23 protein-coding genes are annotated in these 26,050 nt (G+C 60.8%); 14 read left to right on the forward strand and 9 right to left on the reverse strand.

Annotated features, from left to right (window positions below):
* Positions 1-20: 20 nt before the first annotated feature.
* Positions 21-854 carry a thymidylate synthase gene (locus AOA62_RS28185; protein ID WP_017139496.1) on the forward strand — a complete coding sequence of 278 codons (834 nt, stop codon included), beginning with the start codon at positions 21-23 and terminating at the stop codon, positions 852-854.
* A 141-nt stretch (positions 855-995) separates the two neighbouring features.
* Here the strand turns inward: AOA62_RS28185 and cadR are convergent, their stop codons facing one another.
* Complete coding sequence (gene cadR, locus AOA62_RS28190) at positions 996-1,445, reverse strand: Cd(II)/Pb(II)-responsive transcriptional regulator (RefSeq protein WP_017139495.1); 450 nt, start codon at positions 1,443-1,445, stop codon at positions 996-998.
* A gap of 85 nt (positions 1,446-1,530) precedes the next feature.
* On the opposite strand from cadR, the gene AOA62_RS28195 reads away from it, so the two are divergent.
* The 9 genes from AOA62_RS28195 (at position 1,531) to AOA62_RS28235 (ending at position 12,070) form a co-directional block, all read left to right on the forward strand.
* Entirely contained in the window at positions 1,531-3,825 is a 2,295-nt protein-coding gene (locus AOA62_RS28195; protein WP_099550315.1) for a heavy metal translocating P-type ATPase, read from the forward strand.
* Positions 3,826-3,841: 16 nt separating this feature from the next.
* Positions 3,842-4,705, forward strand: a complete 864-nt coding sequence (locus tag AOA62_RS28200; protein ID WP_099550316.1) for a LysR family transcriptional regulator — start codon at positions 3,842-3,844, stop codon at positions 4,703-4,705.
* 224 nt (positions 4,706-4,929) lie between these two features.
* Positions 4,930-5,994, forward strand: a complete 1,065-nt coding sequence (locus tag AOA62_RS28205; protein ID WP_017139492.1) for a putative 2-aminoethylphosphonate ABC transporter ATP-binding protein — start codon at positions 4,930-4,932, stop codon at positions 5,992-5,994.
* Between the two features lies 1 nt (position 5,995).
* A complete protein-coding gene (locus AOA62_RS28210; protein ID WP_099550317.1) occupies positions 5,996-7,720 on the forward strand; it encodes a putative 2-aminoethylphosphonate ABC transporter permease subunit in 1,725 nt (574 codons plus the stop codon).
* 22 nt (positions 7,721-7,742) lie between these two features.
* A complete protein-coding gene (locus AOA62_RS28215; RefSeq protein ID WP_099550318.1) occupies positions 7,743-8,759 on the forward strand; it encodes a putative 2-aminoethylphosphonate ABC transporter substrate-binding protein in 1,017 nt (338 codons plus the stop codon).
* Positions 8,760-8,885: 126 nt separating this feature from the next.
* Positions 8,886-10,016 carry a TIGR03364 family FAD-dependent oxidoreductase gene (locus tag AOA62_RS28220; RefSeq protein WP_017139489.1) on the forward strand — a complete coding sequence of 377 codons (1,131 nt, stop codon included), beginning with the start codon at positions 8,886-8,888 and terminating at the stop codon, positions 10,014-10,016.
* Positions 10,013-10,573, forward strand: coding sequence for a phosphonate degradation HD-domain oxygenase (locus tag AOA62_RS28225; protein WP_017139488.1), 561 nt, complete (start codon positions 10,013-10,015; stop codon positions 10,571-10,573). The genes AOA62_RS28220 and AOA62_RS28225 overlap by 4 nt, the downstream gene beginning before the upstream one ends.
* Positions 10,574-10,670: 97 nt before the next feature.
* Positions 10,671-11,201 (forward strand): hypothetical protein, encoded by a 531-nt coding sequence (locus AOA62_RS28230; RefSeq protein ID WP_017139487.1) that lies wholly within the window; start codon positions 10,671-10,673, stop codon positions 11,199-11,201.
* A gap of 314 nt (positions 11,202-11,515) precedes the next feature.
* Positions 11,516-12,070, forward strand: a complete 555-nt coding sequence (locus tag AOA62_RS28235; RefSeq protein WP_099550319.1) for a hypothetical protein — start codon at positions 11,516-11,518, stop codon at positions 12,068-12,070.
* On the opposite strand, the gene AOA62_RS28240 is transcribed toward AOA62_RS28235, so the two are convergent.
* Positions 12,057-13,439, reverse strand: a complete 1,383-nt coding sequence (locus tag AOA62_RS28240; protein WP_099550320.1) for a DUF3482 domain-containing protein — start codon at positions 13,437-13,439, stop codon at positions 12,057-12,059. The genes AOA62_RS28235 and AOA62_RS28240 overlap by 14 nt on opposite strands.
* Positions 13,432-14,811, reverse strand: a complete 1,380-nt coding sequence (locus AOA62_RS28245) for a DUF2868 domain-containing protein (protein WP_099550321.1) — start codon at positions 14,809-14,811, stop codon at positions 13,432-13,434. Before AOA62_RS28245 ends, AOA62_RS28240 begins: the two co-directional genes overlap by 8 nt.
* Positions 14,812-14,880: 69 nt before the next feature.
* Between AOA62_RS28245 and AOA62_RS28250 the strand changes: the two genes are divergently transcribed.
* Positions 14,881-15,393: a dihydrofolate reductase gene (locus AOA62_RS28250; protein ID WP_017139482.1), complete on the forward strand. Its 513-nt coding sequence runs from the start codon at positions 14,881-14,883 to the stop codon at positions 15,391-15,393.
* Between the two features lie 95 nt (positions 15,394-15,488).
* Here the strand turns inward: AOA62_RS28250 and AOA62_RS28255 are convergent, their stop codons facing one another.
* Positions 15,489-16,880: an L-cystine transporter gene (locus AOA62_RS28255; protein ID WP_017139481.1), complete on the reverse strand. Its 1,392-nt coding sequence runs from the start codon at positions 16,878-16,880 to the stop codon at positions 15,489-15,491.
* A gap of 241 nt (positions 16,881-17,121) precedes the next feature.
* On the opposite strand from AOA62_RS28255, the gene AOA62_RS28260 reads away from it, so the two are divergent.
* Positions 17,122-18,180 (forward strand): hypothetical protein, encoded by a 1,059-nt coding sequence (locus tag AOA62_RS28260; RefSeq protein ID WP_017139480.1) that lies wholly within the window; start codon positions 17,122-17,124, stop codon positions 18,178-18,180.
* Positions 18,181-18,356: 176 nt separating this feature from the next.
* Here the strand turns inward: AOA62_RS28260 and ilvD are convergent, their stop codons facing one another.
* The 3 genes from ilvD to AOA62_RS28275 form a co-directional block, all read right to left on the reverse strand.
* A complete protein-coding gene (gene ilvD / locus AOA62_RS28265; RefSeq protein WP_017139479.1) occupies positions 18,357-20,198 on the reverse strand; it encodes a dihydroxy-acid dehydratase in 1,842 nt (613 codons plus the stop codon).
* A 228-nt stretch (positions 20,199-20,426) separates the two neighbouring features.
* Positions 20,427-21,587, reverse strand: a complete 1,161-nt coding sequence (locus tag AOA62_RS28270; protein WP_099550322.1) for an MFS transporter — start codon at positions 21,585-21,587, stop codon at positions 20,427-20,429.
* Positions 21,588-21,790: 203 nt separating this feature from the next.
* Positions 21,791-22,987, reverse strand: a complete 1,197-nt coding sequence (locus tag AOA62_RS28275) for a class I SAM-dependent rRNA methyltransferase (protein WP_003213799.1) — start codon at positions 22,985-22,987, stop codon at positions 21,791-21,793.
* A 285-nt stretch (positions 22,988-23,272) separates the two neighbouring features.
* On the opposite strand from AOA62_RS28275, the gene AOA62_RS28285 reads away from it, so the two are divergent.
* Together AOA62_RS28285 and mutM are read left to right on the forward strand one after the other, a co-directional pair.
* Positions 23,273-24,085 carry an HDOD domain-containing protein gene (locus AOA62_RS28285; protein WP_169987622.1) on the forward strand — a complete coding sequence of 271 codons (813 nt, stop codon included), beginning with the start codon at positions 23,273-23,275 and terminating at the stop codon, positions 24,083-24,085.
* A gap of 21 nt (positions 24,086-24,106) precedes the next feature.
* The gene (gene mutM, locus AOA62_RS28290; protein ID WP_099550323.1) at positions 24,107-24,919 is read left to right on the forward strand and encodes a bifunctional DNA-formamidopyrimidine glycosylase/DNA-(apurinic or apyrimidinic site) lyase; all 813 of its coding nucleotides are present in this window, start codon (positions 24,107-24,109) and stop codon (positions 24,917-24,919) included.
* Positions 24,920-25,042: 123 nt separating this feature from the next.
* Here the strand turns inward: mutM and AOA62_RS28295 are convergent, their stop codons facing one another.
* Both AOA62_RS28295 and coaD read right to left on the reverse strand, forming a co-directional pair.
* The gene (locus tag AOA62_RS28295; protein ID WP_003213796.1) at positions 25,043-25,294 is read right to left on the reverse strand and encodes a YfhL family 4Fe-4S dicluster ferredoxin; all 252 of its coding nucleotides are present in this window, start codon (positions 25,292-25,294) and stop codon (positions 25,043-25,045) included.
* Positions 25,295-25,520: 226 nt separating this feature from the next.
* The gene (gene coaD, locus AOA62_RS28305; RefSeq protein ID WP_003176711.1) at positions 25,521-26,000 is read right to left on the reverse strand and encodes a pantetheine-phosphate adenylyltransferase; all 480 of its coding nucleotides are present in this window, start codon (positions 25,998-26,000) and stop codon (positions 25,521-25,523) included.
* Positions 26,001-26,050: the final 50 nt, after the last annotated feature.

Consider the following 26,050-nt stretch of genomic DNA (forward strand, 5'->3'; position numbering starts at 1 on the left):
TCTTTGATACGGGTAAAAACATGAAGCAATATCTCGAACTACTGAACGACGTCGTGACCAATGGATTGACCAAGGGCGATCGCACCGGCACCGGCACCAAAGCCGTGTTTGCCCGTCAGTATCGGCATAACTTGGCCGACGGCTTCCCGCTGCTGACCACCAAGAAGCTTCATTTCAAAAGCATCGCCAACGAATTGATCTGGATGTTGAGCGGCAATACCAACATCAAGTGGCTGAACGAAAACGGCGTGAAAATCTGGGACGAATGGGCCACCGAAGACGGCGACCTCGGCCCGGTGTACGGCGAGCAGTGGACCGCCTGGCCAACCAAGGACGGCGGCACCATCAACCAGATCGACTACATGGTCGACACGTTGAAAAACAACCCCAACAGCCGTCGCATCCTGTTCCACGGCTGGAACGTCGAATACCTGCCGGACGAAACCAAGAGCCCGCAGGAAAACGCGCGCAACGGCAAGCAAGCCCTGCCGCCGTGCCACCTGCTGTACCAGGCGTTTGTGCATGACGGCCATCTGTCGATGCAGTTGTACATCCGCAGCTCCGACGTATTCCTCGGCCTGCCGTACAACACCGCCGCGCTGGCGTTGCTGACCCATATGCTGGCCCAGCAATGCGACCTGATCCCGCACGAGATCATCGTCACTACCGGCGACACCCATGCCTATAGCAACCATATGGAACAGATCCGTACGCAGCTGGCGCGCACGCCGAAGAAGCTGCCGGAACTGGTAATCAAGCGTAAGCCGGCGTCGATTTACGACTACAAGTTCGAAGATTTCGAGATTGTGGGCTACGACGCCGATCCGAGCATCAAGGCTGACGTCGCCATCTAAAGCCTGTCTCGGTTAAAAATGTGGCAACTGGCTTATGTGGGAGCTGGCTTGCCTGCGATAGCGAAGTGTCAGGCGATACAAATGCCTCTGATCCACCGCTATCGCAGGCAAGCCAGCTCCCACAGTTGTTCTGTATGCACCTTAATGCCCGTGGCTTCTGCCCACATGCGAAGGCTCCGCCTCGCTGGCCGCCACACTGCCGCTGACCTCCAGCCGCTGCAAAATCCCGCACTGGTCCAGATCCGGCCCACCGCCGCAGCGTTGGCGCAGGTCGAGCAATTGCGCCTGCAACGCCAACAGCCCATCGATCCGCGCTTTCACATGGTGGATATGCTCGTCGATCAACGCATTCACACTCTCGCACTGGTCCTGCGGGCTGTCGCGCAGCCCCAGCAGGCTGCGGATTTCTTCAAGCGTCATGTCCAGGCTGCGGCAGTTGCGGATAAAGATCAGCCGCTCGGTGTGCGCCTGGGTGTACACGCGATAATTGGCATCGGTGCGCGCCGGGGGCGGCAGCAGGCCTTCTTTTTCGTAATAACGGATGGTTTCCACCTGACAATCGGTCAGTTTGGCCAATTCACCGATCTTCATCGCAGCAATCTCCAAATGGGTGCTTGACCCTATAGTGGCTACAGGGTCTTTACTTGGCAACAGGCACCTTTACGGACGCGACAGAATGAGCGATTCCATCCACACCCCGAAAAAACATGATCACAAGCACGACCATGATCATGACCATAGCCACGAACATAGCCACGACCACGGCGCCACGCTGACCCCGGTCAAAAAGCATGATCATGGCAGCCATGGCGATTCCTGCTGTTCCAGCAAGGTAGCGCCTGCTGTGGTTACGCTCAGCGAAGCGCCGACGGCCGGCTCGCGCCTGAGCACTTTCCGCATCGAAGCCATGGACTGCCCCACCGAACAGACGCTGATCCAGAACAAACTGGGCAAGCTTGCCGGTGTGCAGCAGCTGGAATTCAACCTGATCAACCGCATCCTCGGCGTCACCCATGACCTGCCGAGCACTGCGCCGATCATCGCGGCGATCAAATCCATCGGCATGCAAGCCGACCCTATCGAAGAGGGGACACCTGCTGCCGCGCCGCCTGCCAAGAAACATTGGTGGCCGTTGGCGGTGTCCGGCGTAGGTGCATTGGGCGCCGAAGTGTTGCATTTCACGGGCGTGGCACCGACCTGGGTAATTGCCTTGGTGGCGCTGGTATCGATCCTCAGCGGCGGCCTCACCACCTATAAAAAGGGCTGGATCGCCCTGAAAAACCTCAACCTGAACATCAACGCGCTGATGAGTATCGCGGTAACTGGTGCGATCCTGATCGGCCAGTGGCCGGAAGCGGCCATGGTGATGTTCCTGTTTACGGTGGCCGAGTTGATCGAAGCCAAGTCTCTGGACCGTGCGCGTAATGCCATCAGCGGCCTGATGCAAATGACGCCGGAACAGGCCACGGTGCAGCAGGCCGATGGTTCGTGGCTTGAAAAGGAGGTAAAAAGTATTGAATTGGGCGCGATCGTGCGGGTAAAACCCGGCGAACGCATAGGCCTGGACGGTGAAGTTACTGCCGGCCAATCCACCATCGATCAGGCGCCGATCACCGGCGAAAGCCTGCCGATTGAAAAAACCGTAGGCGATAAGGTCTTCGCCGGCACCATCAACCAGGCCGGTTCCCTTGAGTACAAGGTCACCGCAGCGGCGAACAATTCCACCCTGGCGCGCATCATTCACGCGGTGGAACAGGCCCAGGGCGCACGGGCGCCGACCCAGCGCTTTGTCGACAGCTTCTCGAAGGTCTACACCCCGGCAGTCTTCCTGTTTGCCCTGGGCGTGGCGATTATCCCACCGTTGTTCATGGCCGGCGTGTGGTTCGACTGGATCTACCGCGCCCTCGTATTGCTGGTGGTCGCGTGTCCATGCGCCCTGGTGATTTCCACCCCGGTGACCATCGTCAGCGGCCTGGCGGCTGCGGCGCGCAAAGGCATCCTGATCAAGGGCGGCGTGTACCTGGAGGGTGGTTACAAGCTCGACTACCTGGCCCTCGACAAGACCGGCACCATCACCCACGGTAAACCGGTGCAAACCGATTACCTGGCGCTGTTCCCCAACGTCGAAGACAGCGCACCCGCCTTGGCGGCCAGCCTGGCCGGGCGCTCCGACCACCCGGTGTCGCTGGCCATCGCCAAGGCAGCTGTGGATAAAAACTTGCCAAGCCACGTTGTGGATAACTTCGAGGCCTTGCCAGGTCGCGGTGTGCGTGGCGACATCAACGGCGAAACCTACCACTTGGGCAACCACCGTCTGGTGGAAGACCTGGGCCTGTGCTCGCCGGCGCTGGAAGAAAAGCTGTTCGCCCTGGAAAAACAAGGCAAGTCCGTGGTGCTGCTGCTCGACAAGTCCGGCCCGCTGGCGTTGTTCGCCGTGGCTGACACGGTAAAAGACAGCAGCCGCGAAGCCATCCAGCAACTGCACGCGCTGGGCATCAAGACCCTGATGCTCACCGGCGACAACACCCACACCGCCCAGGCGATTGCGGCGCAGGTTGGCATCGATCAGGCCCAGGGCGATCTGTTGCCCACCGACAAGCTGCAAGCCATCGAAACCCTCTACGGCCAAGGCCGCCGGGTAGGCATGGTCGGCGACGGCATCAACGACGCCCCGGCCCTGGCCCGCGCCGAAATCGGCTTTGCCATGGCCGCAGCCGGCACTGACACGGCAATCGAGACTGCCGACGTGGCGCTGATGGACGATGATCTGCGCAAGATTCCGGCATTCATTCGTCTGTCGCGGCAAACGTCGAGTATCCTCAAGCAGAACATCGCCCTGGCGTTGGTGATCAAGGCGATCTTCCTGGCAGTCACCTTCCTGGGCATGGCGACCATGTGGATGGCGGTGTTCGCAGACATGGGCGTGAGCCTGCTGGTGGTATTCAACGGTCTGCGCCTGTTGCGCAAATAGAGGATGAGAGGGCGGTGTGCTGAGTGCTGAGTTAAAGGCGTTTTTTATGGTCGCCCGCCTGGGCAGCATTACCCAGGCGGCGAAAAAACTCGGCTTGAGCCAGCCCACCGTCACCACCCAGATTCGCAACCTGGAAAGCCAATACGGCGTTGAACTGTTCTACCGCGGCGGGCGGCGCCTCACCGTCAGTGACGACGGCGCGCGCCTGCTGCCGATGGTCAAGGCGCTGTTGCAGCAAGAGGCCGATATCGAGTTTTTCCTGCGCAATACTGGCCAGGTCCAGGGCGCTTTGAGGATTGCCGCCACGGCGCCGTATTACATCCTCGATCTGGTCAAAGCCTTTCGCGAACGCCTGCCCCATGTGGACGTCTCGGTGGAAATCGGCAATTCCCAACAAGTGCTCGAAGCACTGGACGATTACCGCGTCGATGTCGCGGCCTCCTCGCAACTGCTCGAAGACCCACGCCTGATCCGCCGCGTGCTGGGCACCGACCCGCTGGTACTGGCGGTGCATCGCAATCATCCCCTGGCCAAGCTTGAACATGTGCCACTGAGTGCGCTGGCCGGGCATACGCTGCTGATGCGCGAAGCCGGTTCCACCACGCGGCGGTTGACTGAAGATATGTTGCAGGGCGCCGGCGTGAGTTACGGGCCGTTACTGGAAATCGGCAGCCGTGAGTCGATTCGCGAGGCGGTGCTGCGCAACATCGGCATCAGCATCATTGCCCGCCAGGAAGTGCCCCATGACCCACAACTGCGGGTGCTGACCATCGAGAATGCACCGCAGATTCCCGAGTATTTGTACTGCCTCAAAGAGCGCAAAGGCGCGCGGTTGCCGGCGGCGTTTCTGGGGTTGGCGCAGGAAATGTCGCCGCTCTGATCGTTCCCACGCTCCGCGTGGGAATGCCGCCCTGGACGCTCCGCGTCTGCGCTTGAATGTCGTGACGCGGAGCGTCACAAGATGCATTCCCACGCAGAGCGTGGGAACGATCGCCTTACACCCAAATCCACCAATACCACTATCACTGCCTTTTGCCTTTCTGCCACAAGAGGGACGCATTGCCCGCCTAGCATGACCTTCATCAGTTTGATGAGGTGCCTTGCATGAACACAGCCCTGACCCAACCCGGTGCGCCAATGAAGGTGCGCGGTATCCAGAAACGCTTCGGCGCATTCACCGCGCTGGACAACGTGTCCCTGGAGGTCGCGGCCGGCGAGCTGGTGTGCCTGCTAGGCCCGTCCGGCTGCGGCAAGACCACCTTGCTGCGCTGTATCGCCGGCCTGGAGCGCCAGGACAGCGGTGAGCTTTACCTGGGCAACCGCGATGTTTCCCTGCTGCCGCCGCAGGCTCGGGACTACGGCATTCTGTTCCAGTCTTACGCGCTGTTTCCCAACCTGACCGTCGAAGCGAACATCGGCTACGGCCTCACCGGCAGTGGTCGCGACGAAGTGCGCAAGCGCGTCGGGCAGATGCTCGAACTGGTCGGCCTGGTCGGCAGTGAAAAAAAGTACCCCGGTCAACTCTCCGGCGGCCAACAACAGCGCGTCGCCTTGGCTCGCGCCCTGGCACCGGCGCCGTCATTGCTGCTGCTGGATGAACCCATGTCGGCCCTCGACGCCCGCGTGCGTGAGCATCTGTGTACCGAGCTGCGCCAATTGCAACGGCGCCTGGGCATCACCACGCTGATGGTCACCCACAACCAGGACGAGGCCATGCTGATGGCCGACCGAATTGCCGTGATGAACAACGGCAAGGTCGAGCAGTACGCCACGCCCCAGGAAATCTACGACCGCCCGGCCACGCCGTTTGTGGCGGAATTTGTCGGCCAGGGCAACTGGCTGCCGTTCAGCCGCAGCAGCGACAGTCATGCCCAAGTCGGCGGCCTGCACATGCGCCTGGATGACAGCGCCAGCAAAGCCAAGTCCGGCCGCTTGTTCTGCCGCCCGGAAGCCATCAGCGTCAACCCGCTGGTGCATGAAGAAAACCTGTTCCCGGCCAAGGTCCGCGAGATCACTTTCCTCGGCAACCGCTGCCGCATGAGCTTTGAGCTGGAGCAATTGCCTGGCCACCCGCTGTTGGCCGAACTGGCCCCCGAAGCCATGCCGCGCCTGGGCGCGCAGGATATCTGGGTGGCCCTGCCGCCGCGCAGCCTGCAGGTGTTTGCCTGAGATGGCTGCTGATATGAGTCTGCCGATACCCGACCACGTGGCTCGTCAGGTTTCCCGCGCTGAGCTTGGCGACCGCCTCTTTGTGGTCGGCGGCAAGCTGCTTTGGTTACTCCTGCTGGGCATTGCGGTGTTGTTGCCGTTGCTGGCGATCTTCTGGCGCGGCTTCAGCAGCGAAGCCGGGCAGGGCGGCGGCCTGGTCGCGGCGCGAGAGCTGGTGACCAGCGCCAACTTCCATTGGTTGTTGGGCAATAGCCTGAAAGTTTCCCTCAGCGTGGCGGCCATCGTCGTACCGCTGGCCTACCTGTTTGCCTACGCACTGCAACGCACGCTGATCCCCGGCAAGCCGATCTGGCGCGGCCTGTCGCTGCTGCCATTGATGGCCCCGTCGATGTTGCCGGGTATTGCGCTGGTCTATCTGTTCGGCAACCAGGGCATGTTGCGTGGTTTGCTCTCGGACAATATCTACGGCTTCTGGGGCATTGTGCTGGGTGAAGTGATCTACACCTTCCCACATGCCCTGATGATTCTGCTGTCGGCGCTGTCCCTGGCGGATGCGCGCCTGTTCGATGCCGCCTCCAGCATGGGCGCCAGCCCGGCCCGGGCGTTTCGCAGCATTACCTGGCCGGCCACGCGTCAGGCGGTATTCGCGGCGTTTTGCCTGGTGTTCACCCTGACCATCACCGACTTCGGCGTGCCCGTGGTGGTGGGTGGCGATTATCAGGTGTTGGCGCTGGAAGCCTACAAGGCGGTGGTCGGCCAGCAACAGTTCGGTCGCGGCGCCTTGATCGGCATGGTGTTGCTGCTGCCGGCGCTGTTCAGCTTTGCTGTGGATGCCTGGCTGCGCCGTCGTCATGGCGACGCCATGAGCGGCCGCGCCCAAGTGTTCCAGCCGGCGCCATCGCGCTTGAGGGATGGCTGCTACCTGGCGATTGTGCTGTTGATCTGCGGCGTGTTGCTGCTGGTGTTCGGCATGGCGGTGTATTCCTCGCTGGTGAAGTTCTGGCCGTACAACCTCTCTCTATCGCTCAATCACTACCAATTTGAAGACACGGCCGGCGGCGGCTGGCTGGCCTATCGCAACAGCCTGACCATGGCCCTGTGCACCGCGCTGATCGGCAGCGTACTGATCTTCACCGGCGCCTACCTGATGGAAAAGACCAAGGGCCAGAAAGGCCTGAACCTGGCGCTGCGCATGCTCAGCTTTGTGCCGATGGCTGTGCCGGGCTTGGTGCTGGGCCTGGGTTACGTGTTCTTCTTCAACCTCAACGGCAACCCGCTGCATGTGTTCTACGGCACCATGACATTGTTGGTGGTGTGCACCATTGCTCACTATTTGACCACTGCGCAAATGACCGCAACCACCGCGTTGCGCCAACTGGATGCCGAGTTCGAAGCCGCTGCGCTGTCCCTCAAGGCGCCGCTGTACCGCCACTATCTGCGTGTCACCGTGCCGATCTGCCTGCCCGCGCTGCTGGATATCGTGCGCTACCTGTTTGTGTCGGCGATGACCACCGTGTCCGCCGCGATCTTCCTCTACAGCCCCGACACCATCCTCGCCGCCGTCGCCGTGTTGAACATGGACGACGCCGGCAATGTGGGCGGCGCTGCGGCCATGTCGACCCTGATCCTGTTCACGTCGGCCGGCGTCTCGCTGCTGCTGGCGTGGGCCTCACGTGGCGCTTTACGCCGCTCTCAAGCCTGGCGCCAAACCGCGCCCGGCCAATAAAAGTCCCTGAAGGAGGTGCTCCATGTTCAAGCCCTTGGCCCTGGCCGCTGCTCTACTCAGCGCATTCAGCCTGAATGCCTTTGCCGCCAAAACCGAGTTGACGGTGTACACGGCCCTCGAAGCCGAGCAGTTGAAGACCTACAAACAGGCCTTCGAAAAAGCCAACCCGGATATCGATATCAAGTGGGTGCGCGATTCCACCGGCATCATCACCGCCAAGCTGCTGGCCGAAAAAGCCCGGCCCCAGGCGGATGTGGTGTGGGGGCTGGCTGCCTCCAGCCTGGCGATTCTCGATCAGCAGGGCATGCTGGATAACTACGCGCCCAAGGACTTGGACAAGATCGGCAAAAACTACCGTGACGCCGCCAACCCACCGGCCTGGGTCGGCATGGACGTGTGGGCTGCGACCATCTGCTTCAACACTGTCGAAGCCGAGAAACAAGGCCTGACCAAGCCGGTGAGCTGGCAAGACCTGACCAAGCCTGAGTACAAGGGCAAGATCGTGATGCCGAACCCGGCGTCGTCCGGCACCGGTTTCCTGGATGTGAGCGCCTGGCTGCAGACCTTCGGCGAGAAGCAGGGCTGGCAGTACATGGACGACCTGCACCAGAACATCGGCCAGTACGTTCACTCCGGCTCCAAGCCGTGCAAGCTGGCGGCTTCCGGGGAATTCCCGATTGGTATTTCGTTTGAGTACCCGGCCGTGCAGCTCAAACGCCAAGGCGCGCCGCTGGACATTATCTTGCCCAAAGAAGGCTTGGGCTGGGACATCGAAGCGACTGCCGTGATCAAGGGCACTGCTCACGCCGATGCGGCCAAAAAACTTGCCGACTTCTCCGCCAGCCCCGCTGCGATGGAGCTGTACAAGGACAACTTCGCCGTCCTCGCCCAGCCGGGTATCGCCAAGCCGCAGACCGAATTGCCGGCTGATTACGAACAACGCTTGATCAAGAACGACTTCGCCTGGGCCTCGAAAAACCGCGACAGCATCCTGACCGAATGGCGCAAGCGTTATGACGGAAAGTCCGAGAAGCAGTAACTGATCATCGTTCCCACGCTCCGCGTGGGAATGCTGCCCTGGACGCTCCGCGTCCGCTCTTGGAAGTCGTGACGCAAAGCGTCACTGGATGCATTCCCACGCAGAGCGTGGGAACGAGAGGAACACATGAGTAGCGATCTGTTAATCATCGGCGCCGGCATCCTCGGCCTGTCCCACGCCTACGCCGCCGCCAAACGTGGCCTCAAGGTCAAGGTCTTCGAGCGCAGCGCCACACCGCTGGGCGCCTCCGTGCGCAACTTCGGCCAGGCACTGGTCACCGGCCAACCCCCCGGGCCGATGCTTGATCTGGCGCAGGAAAGCCGTGATATCTGGGCGCACTGGGCACAGGTGGCCGGTATCCAGCTCAAGCGCAACGGCTCATACCTGTTCGCCCGCACCGAAGCCGAAGAACATCTGCTGGAAGCCTTCTGCGCTGGCCGGGCGCAAGAACACGACTACAACGTCGAGCTGTTGCAAGGCGCGGCGATGAAAGACCTGTACGGCGGCCAGTTTCGCCATCACCGTGCCGCGCTGCATGGCAAGGATGATCAGCAACTGTATTCGCGCGAAGCGATCCCGGCGCTGATCAATTATCTGGCCCAGGAATTGAAGGTGCAGTTCTATTTCTCCACGCTGGTGCGCGACGTTGAGCCTGGTCAAGTACACACTACAGCGGGCAGCTTTCGCGGTGAGCAGGTCATCGTATGCTCCGGTCATGACTACCAAACCTTGTTGGCGGAGTCGATTGCCGGGCTCAACCCCAGCATCTGTCGCCTGCAAATGCTGCGCGCCCGGCCTGCGCTCAACCTGAACCTGCAACACGCATTGCTCACGGGCCTTAGTTGCGTGCACTACGGCGCGTTTGCCGACCTGCCGGAAGCTGCGCCAGTGCAGGCGCAGATCCTGCGTGAAGCGCCCCACCTGCAAGAGCACGGCATTCACTTGCTGATCAGTCCGACACCGCAGGGCGAGCTGATCATCGGCGACTCCCATGACTACGGCAGCGACGCATCGCCGTTCAATGCCGAGCAAGTCGATGACTGGCTGATCGAACTGGCTGAGCAAACGTTAGGCTGCAAAATCCAGGTAGTGGAACGCTGGCAAGGTGTCTATGGCTCACGCGGCCCGGCACCGTTTTCATTCCTGCCTGCGGCGCCGGGCGTGAGCGCGGCGTTGATGCACTCCGGCGTAGGCATGAGCGTTGGCCCGGCGATGGCCGAGCGAAATATCACAGCATTGTGGGGAGACGCATCATGAATCCGGAACAGGCAATCGCCGAAGTCTTCGGCTTATACGAACAGCACGGCGCGGCCGATTACATCGGTGAGCCGGTGTCGCAGATCGAACATATGTCCCAGGCTGCGCAGCTCGCTATGGCCGAAGGCTTCGACGATGAGGTGGTGCTGGCGGCGTTTTTCCACGACATAGGGCATCTCTGCGGGCAGGGCGGTGAGAACATGGGCGGCTATGGCGTGGTCAGCCACGAACGCCTGGGTGCGGACTATTTGCGCCGCGCAGGCTTCAGCGAGCGCATGGCCAAACTGGTGGAGTACCACGTGCAAGCCAAACGCTACCTGACCTTCAGCCAGCCGGACTACTGCGCGCGCTTGAGTGAAGCCAGCCGCCGTACCCTGGGTTACCAGGGCGGTGTGATGACGGCCGAAGAGGCTCGGGCTTTTGAGCAAGATCCGCTTTGCGAGGTCAGCCTGCGCCTGCGTGATTGGGATGAGCAGGCCAAGCAAATGCACGTGCCTGTACTGGACTTGGAGGTATTAAAGTTCAAGGCTCGGCGGCTACTGACGTTGCCTTCATAAGAATGGCGTGATTCCGACCGATGACACGGACGCAGCGCATGGAGTCAATGTCCACGCACTCTGTAAGGTACGCCCTCTGATTAAGGGAGCGATTTAGATGCGTTATTTGAGAGTTGCCGTGAAGGATCAAAGTGCTAATGCTTTGGCGGATACCGTGGACCTTCTGTTTTTTCAACGCACGCCAAAGCTGCCGGATGAGCTGGTGCGCCAGGCCACAGCTGTCGACTTATCTGCGGATGGCCTGGTCGATTACCAGATCACCGGTGACATCGACGGCAATGGTGTCTCGGGGGAGAGGGACAGGGCGTTACTCAAGGATTTTGCCAATGCTGTATTGAAAGTGAATTGGCTCTGCCGTCCACCCATGCCCAACCGCTCGATCAACTTTTATGTGAGCCGTTTCACCGTCGCAGGCGACCCCGCCGAAGTTCGCTTGGATCTCTATCAGAACGAAAAACCCATGATTGAAAAACAGCGGCTGAAGTTCAGCGTCACCGCGTGCGATAGCCTCGGCATGGGCGTAATGCAACTGGATGACGAAGCGCTGCCTCTTGAGCTGTTCGACACCATGGATCTAAAGGCACTGCAATCAATGGCCAATCTGTATCTGAAGTTCAACTGGCGTTAAGGGGCGACACATGTCGAGCCTTCTTACAGCGGGCATCGACTGTGTGCGCTGGTGAGCGCACGAGGCATGAATTAGCTTTTCAGGAAACCTCCATGCGCTATTCACCCTTGCGATAACACCCCGCTGATATGGAACGCCGCCTATGACTTTGATAGTGACGGGGCGTTGGAGTGGAATATTCACTTCGATATTAACCGTGACGGCGTCACCAATGACGTCGACAAGGGCTTGGTGCAAGTGCTCGCCGATACGGTTTTGAAGTTCAATTGGTTTACTGACGACGAGGGATGTCCAGTATGAAACGAGAGTCTGTGATGCGTTACTTGAAAGCCACCGCTCAGGACAGAAGCGGTAATGGCAAACCCGACATGGCGGTGTTGCAGTTTTTTCAGCGGGCCGACAACGACCCTGACGAGCTGGTGCATGAAGCCGTGGCCGTGGATATTACGGCTGACGGTGCTGCCGATATCCTGCTACCCGGCGATATCAACGCTGATGGCTATAAATCAGCGGAAGACAAAGTGTTGCTCAAGGCCTTTGTCGATACCTTTTTGAAGCAAGGCTGGTTTAACCCCGGCGATACCTGGCGGCGTTACTTGACGATGCACGTCAGTCACTGGGCGAAAGATGGCGTGCCCAATGCGATCAAGCTGAATTTTTACCAGTGCTGCTCACTGCAGGGTAAACGCGCGCTGGTGTACAGCGCGGCTGGTTATGACGGCGATAGTGATGGGGTTCTGGAGTCATTTACCAACAGTGACTTGGATCGGGATGATGTTGCTGACCACCGCGACAAACTTGCGATTAAGGTCTTGTGCAACGCGTTCCTCGCATTCGACTGGCATACACAACCCATCAAGACGGCTTAACCTCAGCCTCATTGAGTTTGGTCGCCAAGACTTCGACCTGCTCTTGGCGCTCGGCTTGGCTCAGCTTGGCGTGAGGGTTGAGCGACGACCATTGCGGATGGGCGCGCGCCTTATACAGCGCATCCGGCAGCTTGCCTTCGCGCCAGGTTTTGTCCTGCGGCGAGTCGACCTTGATGCTGTGCATCGCCGCATGGCCACGCAGGTTCAGGGCCCTGAGCAACTGGCGTTGGCGCAGGGCGAGCAGGCGCAGCACGCTGTCGTCGACGGTCAGCTCGCGCTGGCCCTTGAGCTTGCCCAGCAGGCGGCTGCCGTAGCTGCGTGCAGTTTGCAGTGCGCCACCGGCAATGGCACCGGCGAGGGCGGCGGCGCCGAGGGTGAGACCGCCGACCAGCAGGTCCACACCCGCACCGGCTGCCGCGCCTGCGGCGATCCCGCCGCCGACCCGAACGCCGAGTTGTTTGAGGGTTTCGGGGTTGAACAGGTCATCGCCCCAGCGGCCATCCAGCAAGGGCAGGTCGCTGGCCGCGGCGTCCTGTGGGCGAAAACCGAATAGCTTGAGCAACGCCTCTACGCATTTCTGTTCGCGCTGGCGCACGGCTTTGCGCAAATCAGCGATGGCTTGCTGCTCATCTTCGGTGACCACACTGCGCCGACATGCGGCGCAGTCGATCAGCAGCTCGGCGATCAAGCGCGCAGCGCTTTGCTGGCGGGCCAGGCGTTGGGCTTGCTGATCGAGGATCAGGCGTTCCAATTGCGGCCGTGAGTTTTCCAGCAGCAGTGCCAGGCTTTCATACAAGCGGCGTTCGCCGTCTTCCGGCGGCGCCACGCTGTCGAAACGCACCAGCGCATGCAGGCCGAGGCGGGCCAGGGCTTCGCGCCAGTCCGGCTCGCGGTGGTCGTTGCTGCTGACGAAGTTGAGCACCGGCAGCAATGGCTTGCCGCAACTGGCCAGCACTTGCAGCTCGTCGCGGTACTTGGCCAGCACTGGTTCGCGGGCGTCGATCACGTACAAACCGGCGTCCGAGGCCAGCAGTTGCCGCAGCACTTTGGCCTCCTGTTCAAAACGCTGGCGGGCTTCGCTGCCTTCCAGGAACCGCGCCAGGCGAGCCGGGCCATCGAGGCGTTCGCCGGGTCGGTCCAGGCGTTCCAGGTAATCAAGCAACGCGATGGCATCCTCCAGGCCGGGCGTGTCGTACAGCTCCAGCAAGGCTTCGCCATCGACCGACAAACGCGCACCTTCCACATGACGGGTGGTGCTGGGGCGATGGGAGACTTCGCCAAAGCCCACATCACGGGTCAACGTGCGTAGCAGCGAGGTCTTTCCGACATTAGTGTGGCCGACCACGGCGAGCTTCAGCGGTTTAGTCATGACCGGTCTCCAGCCAGTTCAGCGGCGCACAGTCGGCGAACGGCAGCTCCAGCTGTTGCAGCGCGGCGTGCCAGTCGCCCAAGCGCTCGGCGTCCAGCGCCTGGCCGGGTGGCGCCTGCAACAGCCATACGCGGGTGGCGGTGGCGCTGCGGGCCAGCTCGGCGATCAACGCCAGGCTGCCGCGATCCGGCGAGCGGCGCGGGTCACAGGCAATGGCCAGGCGTGCGGGCGGGAAGCGCGTGAGTTGTTCCAGCAGTTTGTTGCGCGATTCGCGGCTGTCGAGGATGCCAGCATCCTTGACGCTGCTTGGCAGCTTGGGCGGCCACGGGTGCTGATCGTCGAGTTCGATGGCCACCAGCAGGGCGCCGTCGCTTTCCAGTTCGCTGATGCCGCCAGTGACGAGGTGCAGTTGTTCGGGCGCGGCGTCGTTGACGCCCAGCCGTTCACTGCTTGGCATCAGGCGTTCGCGTAATTGGCTGTAGCCGGGCAGGTTGAGGTCCAGGCGCAACGCAGCACGCCCGCGTTTCCAGCGCCACAGGCACAGCAGGGCGAGGAGCAATCTGGGCAGCAGGCCGTACACCAGCAGTACGCCTACCAGCCACGCGGCCCAGGCCTGGCGGGCGCTTTCGATATTCAGGGCCGAGTCACCGCTGGCGCGGATCATCTCCACCGTCGGCACATTAAAACCCAGCAAGGCGGGCAAGCTGCCGAGGGCTTGGGTGACGGCAACAAAGGTATCGGCGCCGAGGATGGTGGTTTCCCACACAAAACCGTAGCGCCGCGTGGCCAGCAGTGTCAGCAGAATCACCAAGGCGCTGAGCAATGCCAACAACCACAGGCTGTTGACCAGCACACCCACGGCCCAACGGTTGAGTTTCTGGCGCTGCAACAACAGCAACAAGGCTGGCGCCAATTGCGCGGCTTTGGCATCCCGGGCAAGTTTTTCGCTGAGCCACAACCACAGCCGCCCGAGGCTGGCGCTGTGTTCACCGGCAAACAGCAAGCCCAAGGCCCAGCTGATTAACAGGATCAGGTTCAAGCCGAGCAGGCTGCCCAAGGCCCAGAACACGTTCACCGGCGTCAGGCCGTTGCCCAAGGCGGCAAAGGCCAGCCCGGCGCCACTGATAACCGCGACCGCCGCCAGCAGCACCAACGCCAAACGAGCGCCTTGTAGCCAGCGGGTGAGGGCGGCGGTCAGCCCATCGCGCTCGGCCAGGTGCAGAGCACGCTGCTGGATGCGCGTCGCCAGGTCGCCACCGGCCGCGCGGGCCAGCCGGTTGGCTTCCAAGTCTTCCAAAGGGCCTGCGTGTTCTTCGCGCAGGCGCACGGTTTCGGTCAGCCAAAGTGTATGCAGCGGGTTCAGAGCAGTCACGCGCCGTCCTGTTGAGCAAGTGAGCTTGGAGCATAACCGCAGACTCGTGGCTCTGGTATTCTCGTCGGCATGAAAAAAACTCTCCCTTTAAGCCTGATCGCAGCCCTTGGTGAAAACCGGGTGATCGGCGTCGACAACAGCATGCCCTGGCATTTGCCGGGGGATTTTAAATATTTCAAGGCCACCACGCTCGGCAAGCCGATCATCATGGGGCGCAAGACCTGGGATTCCCTGGGCCGACCGTTGCCGGGGCGCTTGAACATTGTGGTCAGCCGTCAGACCGGCTTGGCGCTGGAAGGTGCGGAAGTTTTTCCGTCACTGGACGCGGCGGTTGAGCGGGCTGAAGCCTGGGCGCTGGAACAGGGCGTGGATGAGCTGATGCTGATCGGCGGTGCGCAGCTGTATGCGCAGGGGCTGGCGCAGGCGGATCGCCTGTATTTGACGCGGGTGGCGTTGAGCCCGGAAGGCGATGCATGGTTTCCGGCGTTTGATTTGAACCAGTGGAAGTTGGTTTCAAACGTCGAGAACCTGGCTGAAGGCGATAAGCCTGCCTACAACTTCGAAGTCTGGGAAAAAGCCTAAAAGCATCGCAGGCAAGCCAGCTCCCACAGTTGACCGATTTCTCCTGAGGAAACCGATTCAAGTGTGGGAGCTGGCTTGCCTGCGATAGCGGTCTATCAGACCTGCGCTAATTCAGCATGCTCATCGGCATCCAGCAGCGCTTTATCCGTCTGCCCCATGATCTGGCTGGTAATCGCCCCGGCTGTCATCGAACCATTCACGTTCAACGCCGTGCGGCCCATGTCGATCAGCGGCTCCACGGAAATCAGCAGCGCCACCAGTGACACCGGCAAGCCCATCGCCGGCAGCACGATCAGCGCGGCAAAGGTCGCACCACCGCCCACGCCTGCCACACCGGCCGAACTCAAGGTCACAATCGCCACCAGCGTCGCGATCCACAGCGGGTCCAGCGGGTTGATGCCCACGGTCGGTGCAACCATCACCGCCAGCATGGCTGGGTAGAGACCGGCGCAACCGTTCTGGCCGATCGTCGCGCCAAACGAGGCGGCAAACCCGGCGATGGACTGCGGGATCCCCAGACGGCGGGTCTGCGCTTCAATGCTCAGCGGAATGGCTGCCGCACTGGAACGACTGGTGAAGGCAAACGTCAGTACTGGCCACACCTTGCGGAAGAACCGCAGCGGGTTGATCCCGGCCAGCGACAGCAATAGGCCGTGAACCACAAACATCAGCCCCAGAGCCAGATAAGACACCACTACAAAACTGCCGAGCTTGATGATGTCTTGCAGGTTGGAGCCGGCGACTACCTTGGTCATCAGCGCCAGCACGCCGTAGGGCGTCAGCTTCATCACCAGGCGCACCAGGCGCATGACCCAGGCTTGCAGGGTGTCGATGGCGTTGAGCACTTTCTGGCCTTTTTCCACGTCATCCTTGAGCAGTTGCAGCGCGGCAACCCCCAGGAATGCAGCGAAAATCACCACGCTGATGATCGACGTCGGCTTGGCGCGGGCCAGGTCGGCAAACGGGTTGGCCGGTACGAACGACAGCAGCAGCTGCGGGATATTCAGGTCGGCAACCTTGCCTGCGTAATCACTCTGGATCACTTGCAGGCGTGCCATCTCCTGGGTGCCCGCCACCAGACCTTCGGCGGTAAGGCCGAACAGATTGGTCAGGCCGATACCGATCAGCGCCGCAATCGCGGTGGTGAACAGCAGCGTGCCGATGGTCAAAAAGCTGATCTTGCCCAGGGACGAGGCGTTATGCAGGCGCGCCACGGCACTGAGGATCGAGGCGAACACCAGCGGGATCACGATCATTTGCAGCAGTTGCACGTAGCCATTGCCGACCAGATCAAACCAACTGATCGAGGCCTTCAGCACCGGGTTGCCGTCGCCATAAATGGTGTGCAACACCGTGCCGAACACCACGCCCAATACGAGGGCAAACAGCACCTTCTTGGCGAGGCTCCAGTTCGTGCGACGGGTTTGTGCCAGGCCCAGCAACAGGGCCACGAACACCAGTAAGTTGAGAATCAGGGGCAGATTCATTGAAGCTCCGTTGAGAAGGCAGCCAATCGCGTGAGCCTGCGATTGCGAACCGGGAAGCCTAACAGTTTGAAATATATTGATTTAATACCAATATGGAATGGCGACTGTCGTTTTTGGAATAAGCATTTGGCGCTCAGGCACATGCCCTTGGCGTTATCACGACGCAAGCGGTCGTGCTCGGGCGATAACTGTCATACAGATTTGTTAGCGTCGGTGTCTTTCACTCAGGGAGAAAACGCTTATGAAGCTCGCGCCAAAACTACTTGCCGCCGCCTTCTGCCTCGGCCTCGTCAGCCAGGCATTTGCCGCCACAGAGTTGAAACACTGGCCGGCGCCGGCCGCCGAGCAACTGAACAAGATGATCGCCGCCAACGCCAACAAGGGTAACTTCGCGGTGTTCGACATGGACAACACCAGTTACCGCTACGACCTCGAAGAGTCCTTGCTGCCCTACATGGAAAACAAGGGCCTGATCACCCGCGAGAGCATGGACCCATCGCTGAAGCTGATGCCGTTCAAGGACACCGCCGACCACAAGGAAAGCCTGTTCAGCTACTACTACCGCCTTTGCGAAGTCGACGACATGGTCTGCTACCCATGGGTTGCGCAGATTTTCTCGGGCTTCACCCTCAAGGAGCTCAAGGTCCAGGTGGACGAGCTGATGGCTTCCGGCAAGCCGGTGCCGGTCACCTACTTTGAAGGCGATGTGGTGAAGAAGTCTGAGGTGCAGCCGCCAAAAGTCTTCACCGGCCAGGCCGAGCTGTACAACAAGCTGATGGAAAACGGCATCGAGGTGTATGTGATGACCGCCGCCTCCGAGGAGTTGGTGCGTATGGTCGCCGCCGATCCGAAGTACGGTTACAACGTCAAACCCGAGAACGTCATCGGCGTGAGCACCTTGCTCAAGGATCGCAAGACCGGCGAACTGACCACTGCGCGTAAGCAAATCACTGCGGGCAAGTATGACGAGAAGGCCAACCTCGGCCTGGAACTGACGCCGTACTTATGGACCCCGGCAACCTGGATGGCCGGCAAGCACGCAGCGATCCTGACCTACATCGACGAGTGGAAAAAACCGGTGATCGTCGGCGGTGACACACCGACCAGCGACGGTTACATGCTATTCCACGATGTGGACGTGGCCAAGGGTGGCATTCACTTGTGGATCAACCGCAAGGACAAATACATGACCCAGCTCAACGGCATGATGGCCAAGCACGCGGCTGCTCAGGCCAAGGAAGGCTTGCCGGTGACGGCGGACAAGAACTGGGTGATCGTCAAGCCGGACGAAATCCAGTAACGCGGTCAGTGTGGGAGCTGGCTTGCCTGCGATAGCGATCGGTCAGGCTCAGAGAGGCAAGCTGACACGCCGCCATCGCAGGCAAGCCAGCTCCCACAGTTGATCTCTGTTGTCTGGGGAGTTTTATTCAGGCAAAAAAATGCCCCGCACGTGGCGGGGCTTTTTTATGGGCGGGCTTACAGGCCGTCGAGCATCGCCTTGTTACGCACAGCACCTTTGTCGGCACTGGTGGCCAGCAGGGCGTAAGCCTTCAACGCGGTGGTGACTTTGCGCGGACGCTTCTCCACCGGTTTCCAGCCTTTCTTGTCCTGCTCAACCCGGCGTGCCGCCAGTTCTTCGTCGCTGATCAACAGGTTGATCGAGCGGTTCGGAATGTCGATCAGCACCTTGTCGCCGTCCTGCACCAGACCAATCGCGCCACCGGCAGCGGCTTCTGGCGAAGCGTGGCCGATCGAGAGGCCCGAGGTGCCGCCAGAAAAGCGGCCGTCGGTCAGCAAGGCGCAAGCTTTGCCCAGGCCTTTGGATTTCAGGTAAGACGTAGGGTAGAGCATCTCCTGCATACCCGGGCCGCCTTTCGGGCCTTCGTAGCGGATGATCACGATGTCGCCTTCTTTCACTTCGTCGGCGAGGATGCCGCGTACCGAGCTGTCCTGGCTTTCGTAGATCTTGGCGCGGCCTTCGAACACGTGGATGGATTCATCCACACCGGCGGTTTTCACCACGCAGCCGTCCAGCGCGATGTTGCCGTACAGCACGGCCAGGCCGCCTTCTTGCGAGTAGGCGTGCTCGACACTGCGGATGCAGCCGTTTTCACGGTCGTCATCCAGGGTTTCCCAACGGGTCGACTGGCTGAACGCGGTCTGGGTCGGGATACCCGCCGGGCCAGCCTTGAAGAAGTGATGCACCGCTTCGTCGTCAGTCTGAGTGATGTCCCACTTGGCGATGCCTTCGGCCAGGGATTTGCTGTGCACAGTCGGCAGGTCGGTGTGCAACAGGCCGCCACGGGCCAGCGAGCCAAGAATCGAGAAGATCCCGCCGGCGCGGTGCACGTCTTCCATGTGGTACTTCTGGATATTCGGCGCGACTTTGCACAGTTGCGGCACATGACGGGACAGGCGGTCGATGTCGCGCAGGTCGAAGTCGATCTCGGCTTCTTGCGCTGCGGCCAGCAAGTGCAGGATGGTGTTGGTGGAACCGCCCATGGCGATGTCCAGGGTCATGGCGTTTTCGAACGCCTTGAAGTTGGCGATATTGCGCGGCAACACCGACTCATCGTTCTCGGTGTAGTAACGCTTGCACAGCTCGACGATGGTGCGGCCAGCCTGCAGGAACAGCTGTTCGCGGTCGCTGTGGGTGGCCAGGGTGGAACCGTTGCCCGGCAAGGCCAGGCCCAGGGCTTCGACCAGGCAGTTCATCGAGTTGGCGGTGAACATGCCGGAGCACGAACCGCAGGTCGGGCAGGCGCTGCGTTCGTATTCCGCGACCTTCTCGTCAGAAGCGCTGGAATCGGCGGCGATGACCATGGCGTCGACCAGGTCGAGGCCGTGGGAGGCGAGCTTGGTCTTGCCGGCTTCCATCGGGCCGCCGGAGACGAAGATCACCGGGATGTTCAGGCGCAGGGCGGCCATCAGCATGCCGGGGGTGATCTTGTCGCAGTTCGAGATGCAGACGATGGCGTCGGCGCAGTGGGCGTTGACCATGTATTCCACGGAGTCGGCAATGATCTCGCGGCTCGGCAGCGAATACAGCATGCCGTCATGGCCCATGGCGATGCCGTCATCCACGGCGATGGTGTTGAATTCCTTGGCGACGCCACCGGCGCGTTCGATCTCGCGGGCGACCAGCTGGCCCAGGTCCTTGAGGTGGACGTGGCCCGGTACGAACTGGGTAAAGGAGTTGGCAATCGCGATGATCGGCTTCTTGAAGTCGTCATCTTTCATCCCCGTGGCACGCCACAGTGCGCGCGCGCCGGCCATATTGCGGCCGTGGGTGGATGTTTTCGAGCGGTAATCTGGCATGGAGCACTCCGGGCGGCTAATCAAGTACTAAAGGGAAGTGAGCTTCTATTGACGTATGGAGCACTCAGAAAATGGCCGTGTGTCCAAACGTTGCCACTCGCGTCGCGGGATCGCCGCGTGCCTGGGCCTCGAGCTCATAAACCCGCCGGGGGATGACTGGCGATGAATAAGGCCGATTCTACACCGCTGGCGGCTGGAGGGAATGACCGTCTGTGGCGAGGGCGCTTGCTAGCGACCCACACGTGCATTCGCCACCCAACCCCACAGGCTGAAAACGATGAAGCTTACGGCGATGGTCATCAGCAAATGGTTGCCGGTCTGCGCGAGGGCGGCGCTGCTGATGGCCGCGGTCAGGAACATGATGCTGTTGCCCGCCGACGCTGCCGTGCCCGCGCTGCTGGAAAACAGCAGCATCGCCGCCGAAATCGCGGCAGGCCGCACAAGAGTGACGGCCAGGGCACTGATCAGCATCGGGATCAGCAGAGTCAGGGAGGTGATGGCCTCAACGCTGATAATCAGCGTTAACAAAATGCCGGCCACCAGCAGCAATCCCAGCCCGATATTGATTTGCCGGGACAGCGAGATGCGCTTCTGCAAGTACGATGCCGCGACGCCACCGAGCAGGTAGGCCACGCCGTACACCATCAACACCAGTGCGTATTGGTATTCGGACAGTTTCAACGCATCCATGAAAATCAGCGGCGTCACGCTGATCAAGGCGAAATAGCAGGCGAACACCAGCGCGGCGATCCACCAGTAGCGCAGGAAGTCGCGGTTGCCAGCGACGGCTCTGAGCGTACCGATGATTGATACCGGCGCGCGGTGCGGGCTGGCGGCCTTGGACGGCAGGATGCAGAGCGCATGGATCAACATGCCCAGTGCCATCAGCGCAAAGCCGTAGAAGCTGCCTTGCCAGTCGAAGGTGGTTTGCAGCCAGGAGCCGATCAGCGGCGAGAGCGCCACAAACGAACCGCTAAGGGTCATGTAATACAGGCGTACGCGGGCGCGGTCCTGTTCTTCGAACAGGTCTTCGACCAGCGCATGGCCCAGTACGAAAAACCCGCAGCCCATGGCCTGCACGCAGCGAAACAGCAGGAAGGTCAGGTAGTCGGACGCGAACGCGCAACCCATCGCGCCGAGGATCGACAGCGTAATGCAGCCGATCAACACTTCCTTGCGGCCCCATTTATCCGACAGCGGGCCTGCAATCAATTGGGAAATTGAAAACACCAGCGTGAACAGACTGATCGACAGTGCGATTTCTGCGGTAGGTGTGTCGAACCTGGCAGCCAGCGCGGGAAAAGAGGGCAGCAGAATGTTAATCGGGAAGAAACTGATCAGGGAAATGCAGGTGATGAGGATGAAGCGGGAGAGGTAGGGCCCAGACATTGTTTTTGTTTTCCGGAGTAATTCCAGAAACCGATACTAGTCTGCGAAATGTGGAATTCAATCAAAACCGTTGAAGGACGGTTTGTGTCGGAAAAATGTGGGAGCGGGCTTGTCCGCGATGGCTGAGTGTCAGTCAACAAACTCGTCAACAGGTCCACCGCTATCGCAGGCAAGCCAGCTCCCACATTTGATCTGCGTGTTACTTAGCTATTAGGCAACAATCGGCAGGTAATGCTCTTGATGTAGCGCGTTTCGGCAATCGCCGGGTGCACCGGGTGATCCGGGCCCTGGCCGCCGCGTTCGAGCATCTGGATGTTGCGGTCCAGGTGACGGGCGCTGGTCAGCAGGATGTTCTGCAGGTCGTCTTCCGGCAGGTGCATGGAGCACGATGCGCTGACCAGAATGCCGTCCTTGCTGAGCAGGCGCATGGCTTGCTCGTTCAGGCGGCGGTAGGCGCCTTCGCCGTTTTTCATGTCTTTTTTGCGTTTGATGAAGGCCGGTGGGTCGGCGACGATCACGTCGAAACGTTCTTCGCTGGCTTTCAGCTCTTTGAGGGCTTCGAACACGTCGCCTTCAATGCAGGTCATCTTCTCGGCAACACCGTTCAGTGCGGCGTTGCGCTCTACGCCGTCGAGGGCGAAGGCGGAGGCGTCGACGCAGAACACTTCACTGGCGCCGAACGCTGCAGCTTGCACGCCCCAGCCGCCGATGTAGCTGTACAGGTCGAGTACGCGTTTGCCTTTGGCGTACGGGGCCAGGCGGGCGCGGTTCATGCGGTGGTCGTAGAACCAGCCGGTTTTCTGGCCCTGGATCACCGGGGCTTCGAATTTCACGCCGTTTTCTTCCAGCGCCACCCACTCCGGCACCAGGCCGAACACGGTTTCGACATAGCGGTTGAGGCCTTCGGCGTCACGCGCGGCGGAGTCGTTCTTGAACAGGATGCCGCTTGGCTTGAGCACTTGGGTCAGGGCAGCGATCACGTCTTCTTTGTGCGCTTCCATGGTCGCCGAGGCGATCTGTACTACAAGGATGTCGCCGAAACGGTCGACGACCAGGCCCGGCAACAGGTCGGAATCACCGTAGACCAGGCGGTAGAACGGCTTGTCGAACAGGCGGTCACGCAGGGACAGGGCGACGTTGATGCGGTGCACCAGCAGCGATTTGTCCAGCGGCAACTTGATGTCGCGTGACAGCAGGCGGGCGCAGATCAGGTTGTTCGGGCTCATGGCCACGATGCCCAGGGTCTTGCCGCCAGCCGCTTCCAGGATAGCCTGGTCGCCTGCCTGGAAGCCGTGAAGAGGTGTGGCGGCCACATCGATTTCGTTGCTGTAGACCCACAGGTGGCCGTTGCGCAAACGACGATCGGCGTTGGCTTTGAGACGCAGGCTAGGCAGGGACATGACGTCGCTCCGGAAAAAAGAGCGGGAGTATACCCTGTTGCGCCGTTATTCATGTGGGAGCTGGCTTGCCTGCGATGCAGGCGATTCGGTGTATCTGACGTACGGTGGTGATGCAATCGCAGGCAAGCCAGCTCCCACACAAGCCCAGAGCCCACATTCAATCCGGTTTTTGAGGTGTCGGTCAGCTTCCCATAGAGGTTAGAATTCGCGCCTAGTCCAGAGTGTGTATTTATGTCCCCAGAGCTTTCCGCCGAGCAGATCCAGCAGGCCCTGCAAGGCATCAGCGTGCCGCCTCAACCGCAAATCATGGTGGATTTGCAGATGGAGCAGTACATGCCCGACCCGGACCTGGAAGTGATCGCGCGGCTGATCTCCCAGGATCCAGGCCTGTCTGGTGCGCTGCTGAAGATCGTCAACTCGCCGTATTACGGCCTGAGCAACAAGATCGCCTCGATCCAGCGCGCGGTGAACCTGCTGGGCAGCCGCTCGATCATCAACCTGATCAACGCGCAGTCGATCAAGGGCGAGATGAGCGACGACACCATCGTCACCCTCAACCGCTTCTGGGACACCGCCCAGGACGTGGCCATGACCTGCCTGACCCTGGCCAAGCGCACCGGCTCGCAAACGGTCGACGAGGCCTATGCCTTGGGCCTGTTCCACGACTGCGGCGTGCCGCTGATGCTCAAGCGCTTCCCCAATTACATGGCGGTGCTGGAGCAGGCTTACGCCAATGCCGGCCCGGATTGCCGGGTGGTCGACACCGAGAACAACGCGTTCAACACCAACCATGCCGTGGTGGGTTACTACACCGCCAAATCCTGGCGTCTGCCGGAGCATGTGACCGACGCCATCGCCAACCACCACAACGCCCTGGCGATTTTCAGCGATGAGTCGTCGCGCAACCCGCAACTTAAAAACCTGTTGGCGATCCTCAAGATGGCCGAGCACATCTGCTCGTCCCACCGCGTGCTGGGCAACCAATCGGCGGACCATGAGTGGGATGCCATCGGGCATCTGGTGCTGGACTACGTGGGCCTGTCGGACTACGACTTTGAAAGCCTGAAGCTATCGATCCGCGAACTGGGCGCGCACTGACCCTTTAATCAAGAGGTACACATGCCCGAGTTACCCGAAGTCGAAACCACCCGGCGCGGGATTGCGCCGCATTTGGAAGGCCAACGCGTCAGCCGTGTGGTGGTGCGTGAACGGCGCCTGCGCTGGCCGATCCCGGAAGACCTGGATGTGCGCCTGTCCGGGCAGCGCATCGTGCTGGTGGAGCGGCGGGCCAAGTACCTGTTGATCAATGCCGAAGTGGGCACGTTGATCAGCCATTTGGGTATGTCGGGCAATTTGCGCCTGGTGGAAGTCGGCTTGCCAGCGCTCAAGCATGAGCATGTGGACATCGAGCTGGAGTCGGGCCTGGCGCTGCGCTATACCGACCCTCGGCGTTTTGGCGCGATGCTCTGGAGCCAGGACCCGCACAACCACGAACTGTTGCTGCGCCTGGGGCCGGAGCCGTTGACCGACCTGTTTGATGGCGAGCGTCTGTTCCAGCTGTCGCGTGGCAAGTCGATAGCGGTGAAGCCGTTCATCATGGACAACGCGGTGGTGGTGGGCGTGGGCAATATCTACGCGACCGAAGCGTTGTTTGCGGCAGGGATAGATCCGCGCCGGGCTGCGGGTGGTATCTCACGCGGGCGTTATTTGAAGCTGGCGATCGAGATCAAGCGCGTGCTGGCGGCAGCTATCGAGCGTGGTGGCACCACGTTGCGGGACTTTATCGGCGGTGATGGGCAACCGGGGTATTTCCAGCAGGAGCTGTACGTCTACGGCCGGGGCGGTGAGGCGTGCAAGGTCTGCGGGAGCGAGTTGCGCAATGTGGTGCTGGGGCAGCGGGCGAGTGTGTTTTGCCCAAAGTGCCAGAGCTGAGTGTCGGGTGATGGCTGATGTCGCCATCGCAGGCAAGCCAGCTCCCACATTTGGATGTATTCACCACTCTAAATGTGGGAGCTGGCTTGCCTGCGATGAGGCCTTTACAGGCAATAAATAACTTCAGGCCTTGCCGGTAATCAACCGGTACTTCTCCATCAACTGCTCTTCCGTTTCCGGATGGGCCTCATCCAGTGGAATACAATCCACCGGGCACACTTGCTGGCACTGAGGCTCGTCGTAGTGACCGACGCACTGGGTGCACAGGTTGGGGTCGATCACGTAGATCTCTTCGCCCTGGGAAATCGCAGCGTTCGGGCACTCGGGTTCGCAGACGTCGCAGTTGATGCAATCGTCGGTGATGATCAGGGACATGGAAACTCCTGCCAGGGCTGTCAGCCAGGGCATCTGAAAACTAATGCGTGCAATTGTGCCGCATTGGCGCCCGCAGTGCGAGCGTGTGGCAAGCCCGAATATCGGTCGCTGTCTCTGTGGCGAGGGAGCTTGCTCCCGTAGGGCCGCGCAGCGGCCCCGCTGTGCTGGAAACGATTGGGACTGCTGCGCAGTCCAGCGGGAGCAAGCTCCCTCGCCACAAAGAGCCTTACTTCTTGAAGCGCAGGGTCAGCGCATCGGCTACGGCCGGATGCACGAACTTGGTGATATCTCCGCCCAAAGCGGCAATTTCACGCACCAACGTCGAGGAAATGAACGAGTAACGTTCCGACGGCGTAAGAAACAGGCTTTCCACGTCCGGCGCCAGTTGGCGGTTCATGTTGGCCAGCTGGAATTCGTATTCGAAGTCCGACACAGCGCGCAGGCCACGCAGGAACACATTGGCGTTCTGCTCTTTGGCAAAGTGCGCCAGCAACGTCGAAAAGCCCACCACTTCCACGTTGGGCAGGTGCTTGGTGACCTCACGCGCCAGCTCTACGCGCTGTTCCAAGGGGAACAGTGGGTTTTTCTTGGGGCTGGCGGCGACCGCGATGATCACATGGTCGAACAAGCGAGACGCACGTTCGACCAGATCGCCATGGCCTTTGGTAATCGGGTCGAAGGTACCTGGGTACAACACTCGGTTCATCGCGTCGTCCTGGCGGAGTCCGTTGGGGAACCGGATGGTATCGCAGCATT

Source organism: Pseudomonas sp. 2995-3 (assembly GCF_002742565.1).
Classification (GTDB): Bacteria; Pseudomonadota; Gammaproteobacteria; order Pseudomonadales; family Pseudomonadaceae; genus Aquipseudomonas; species Aquipseudomonas edaphica.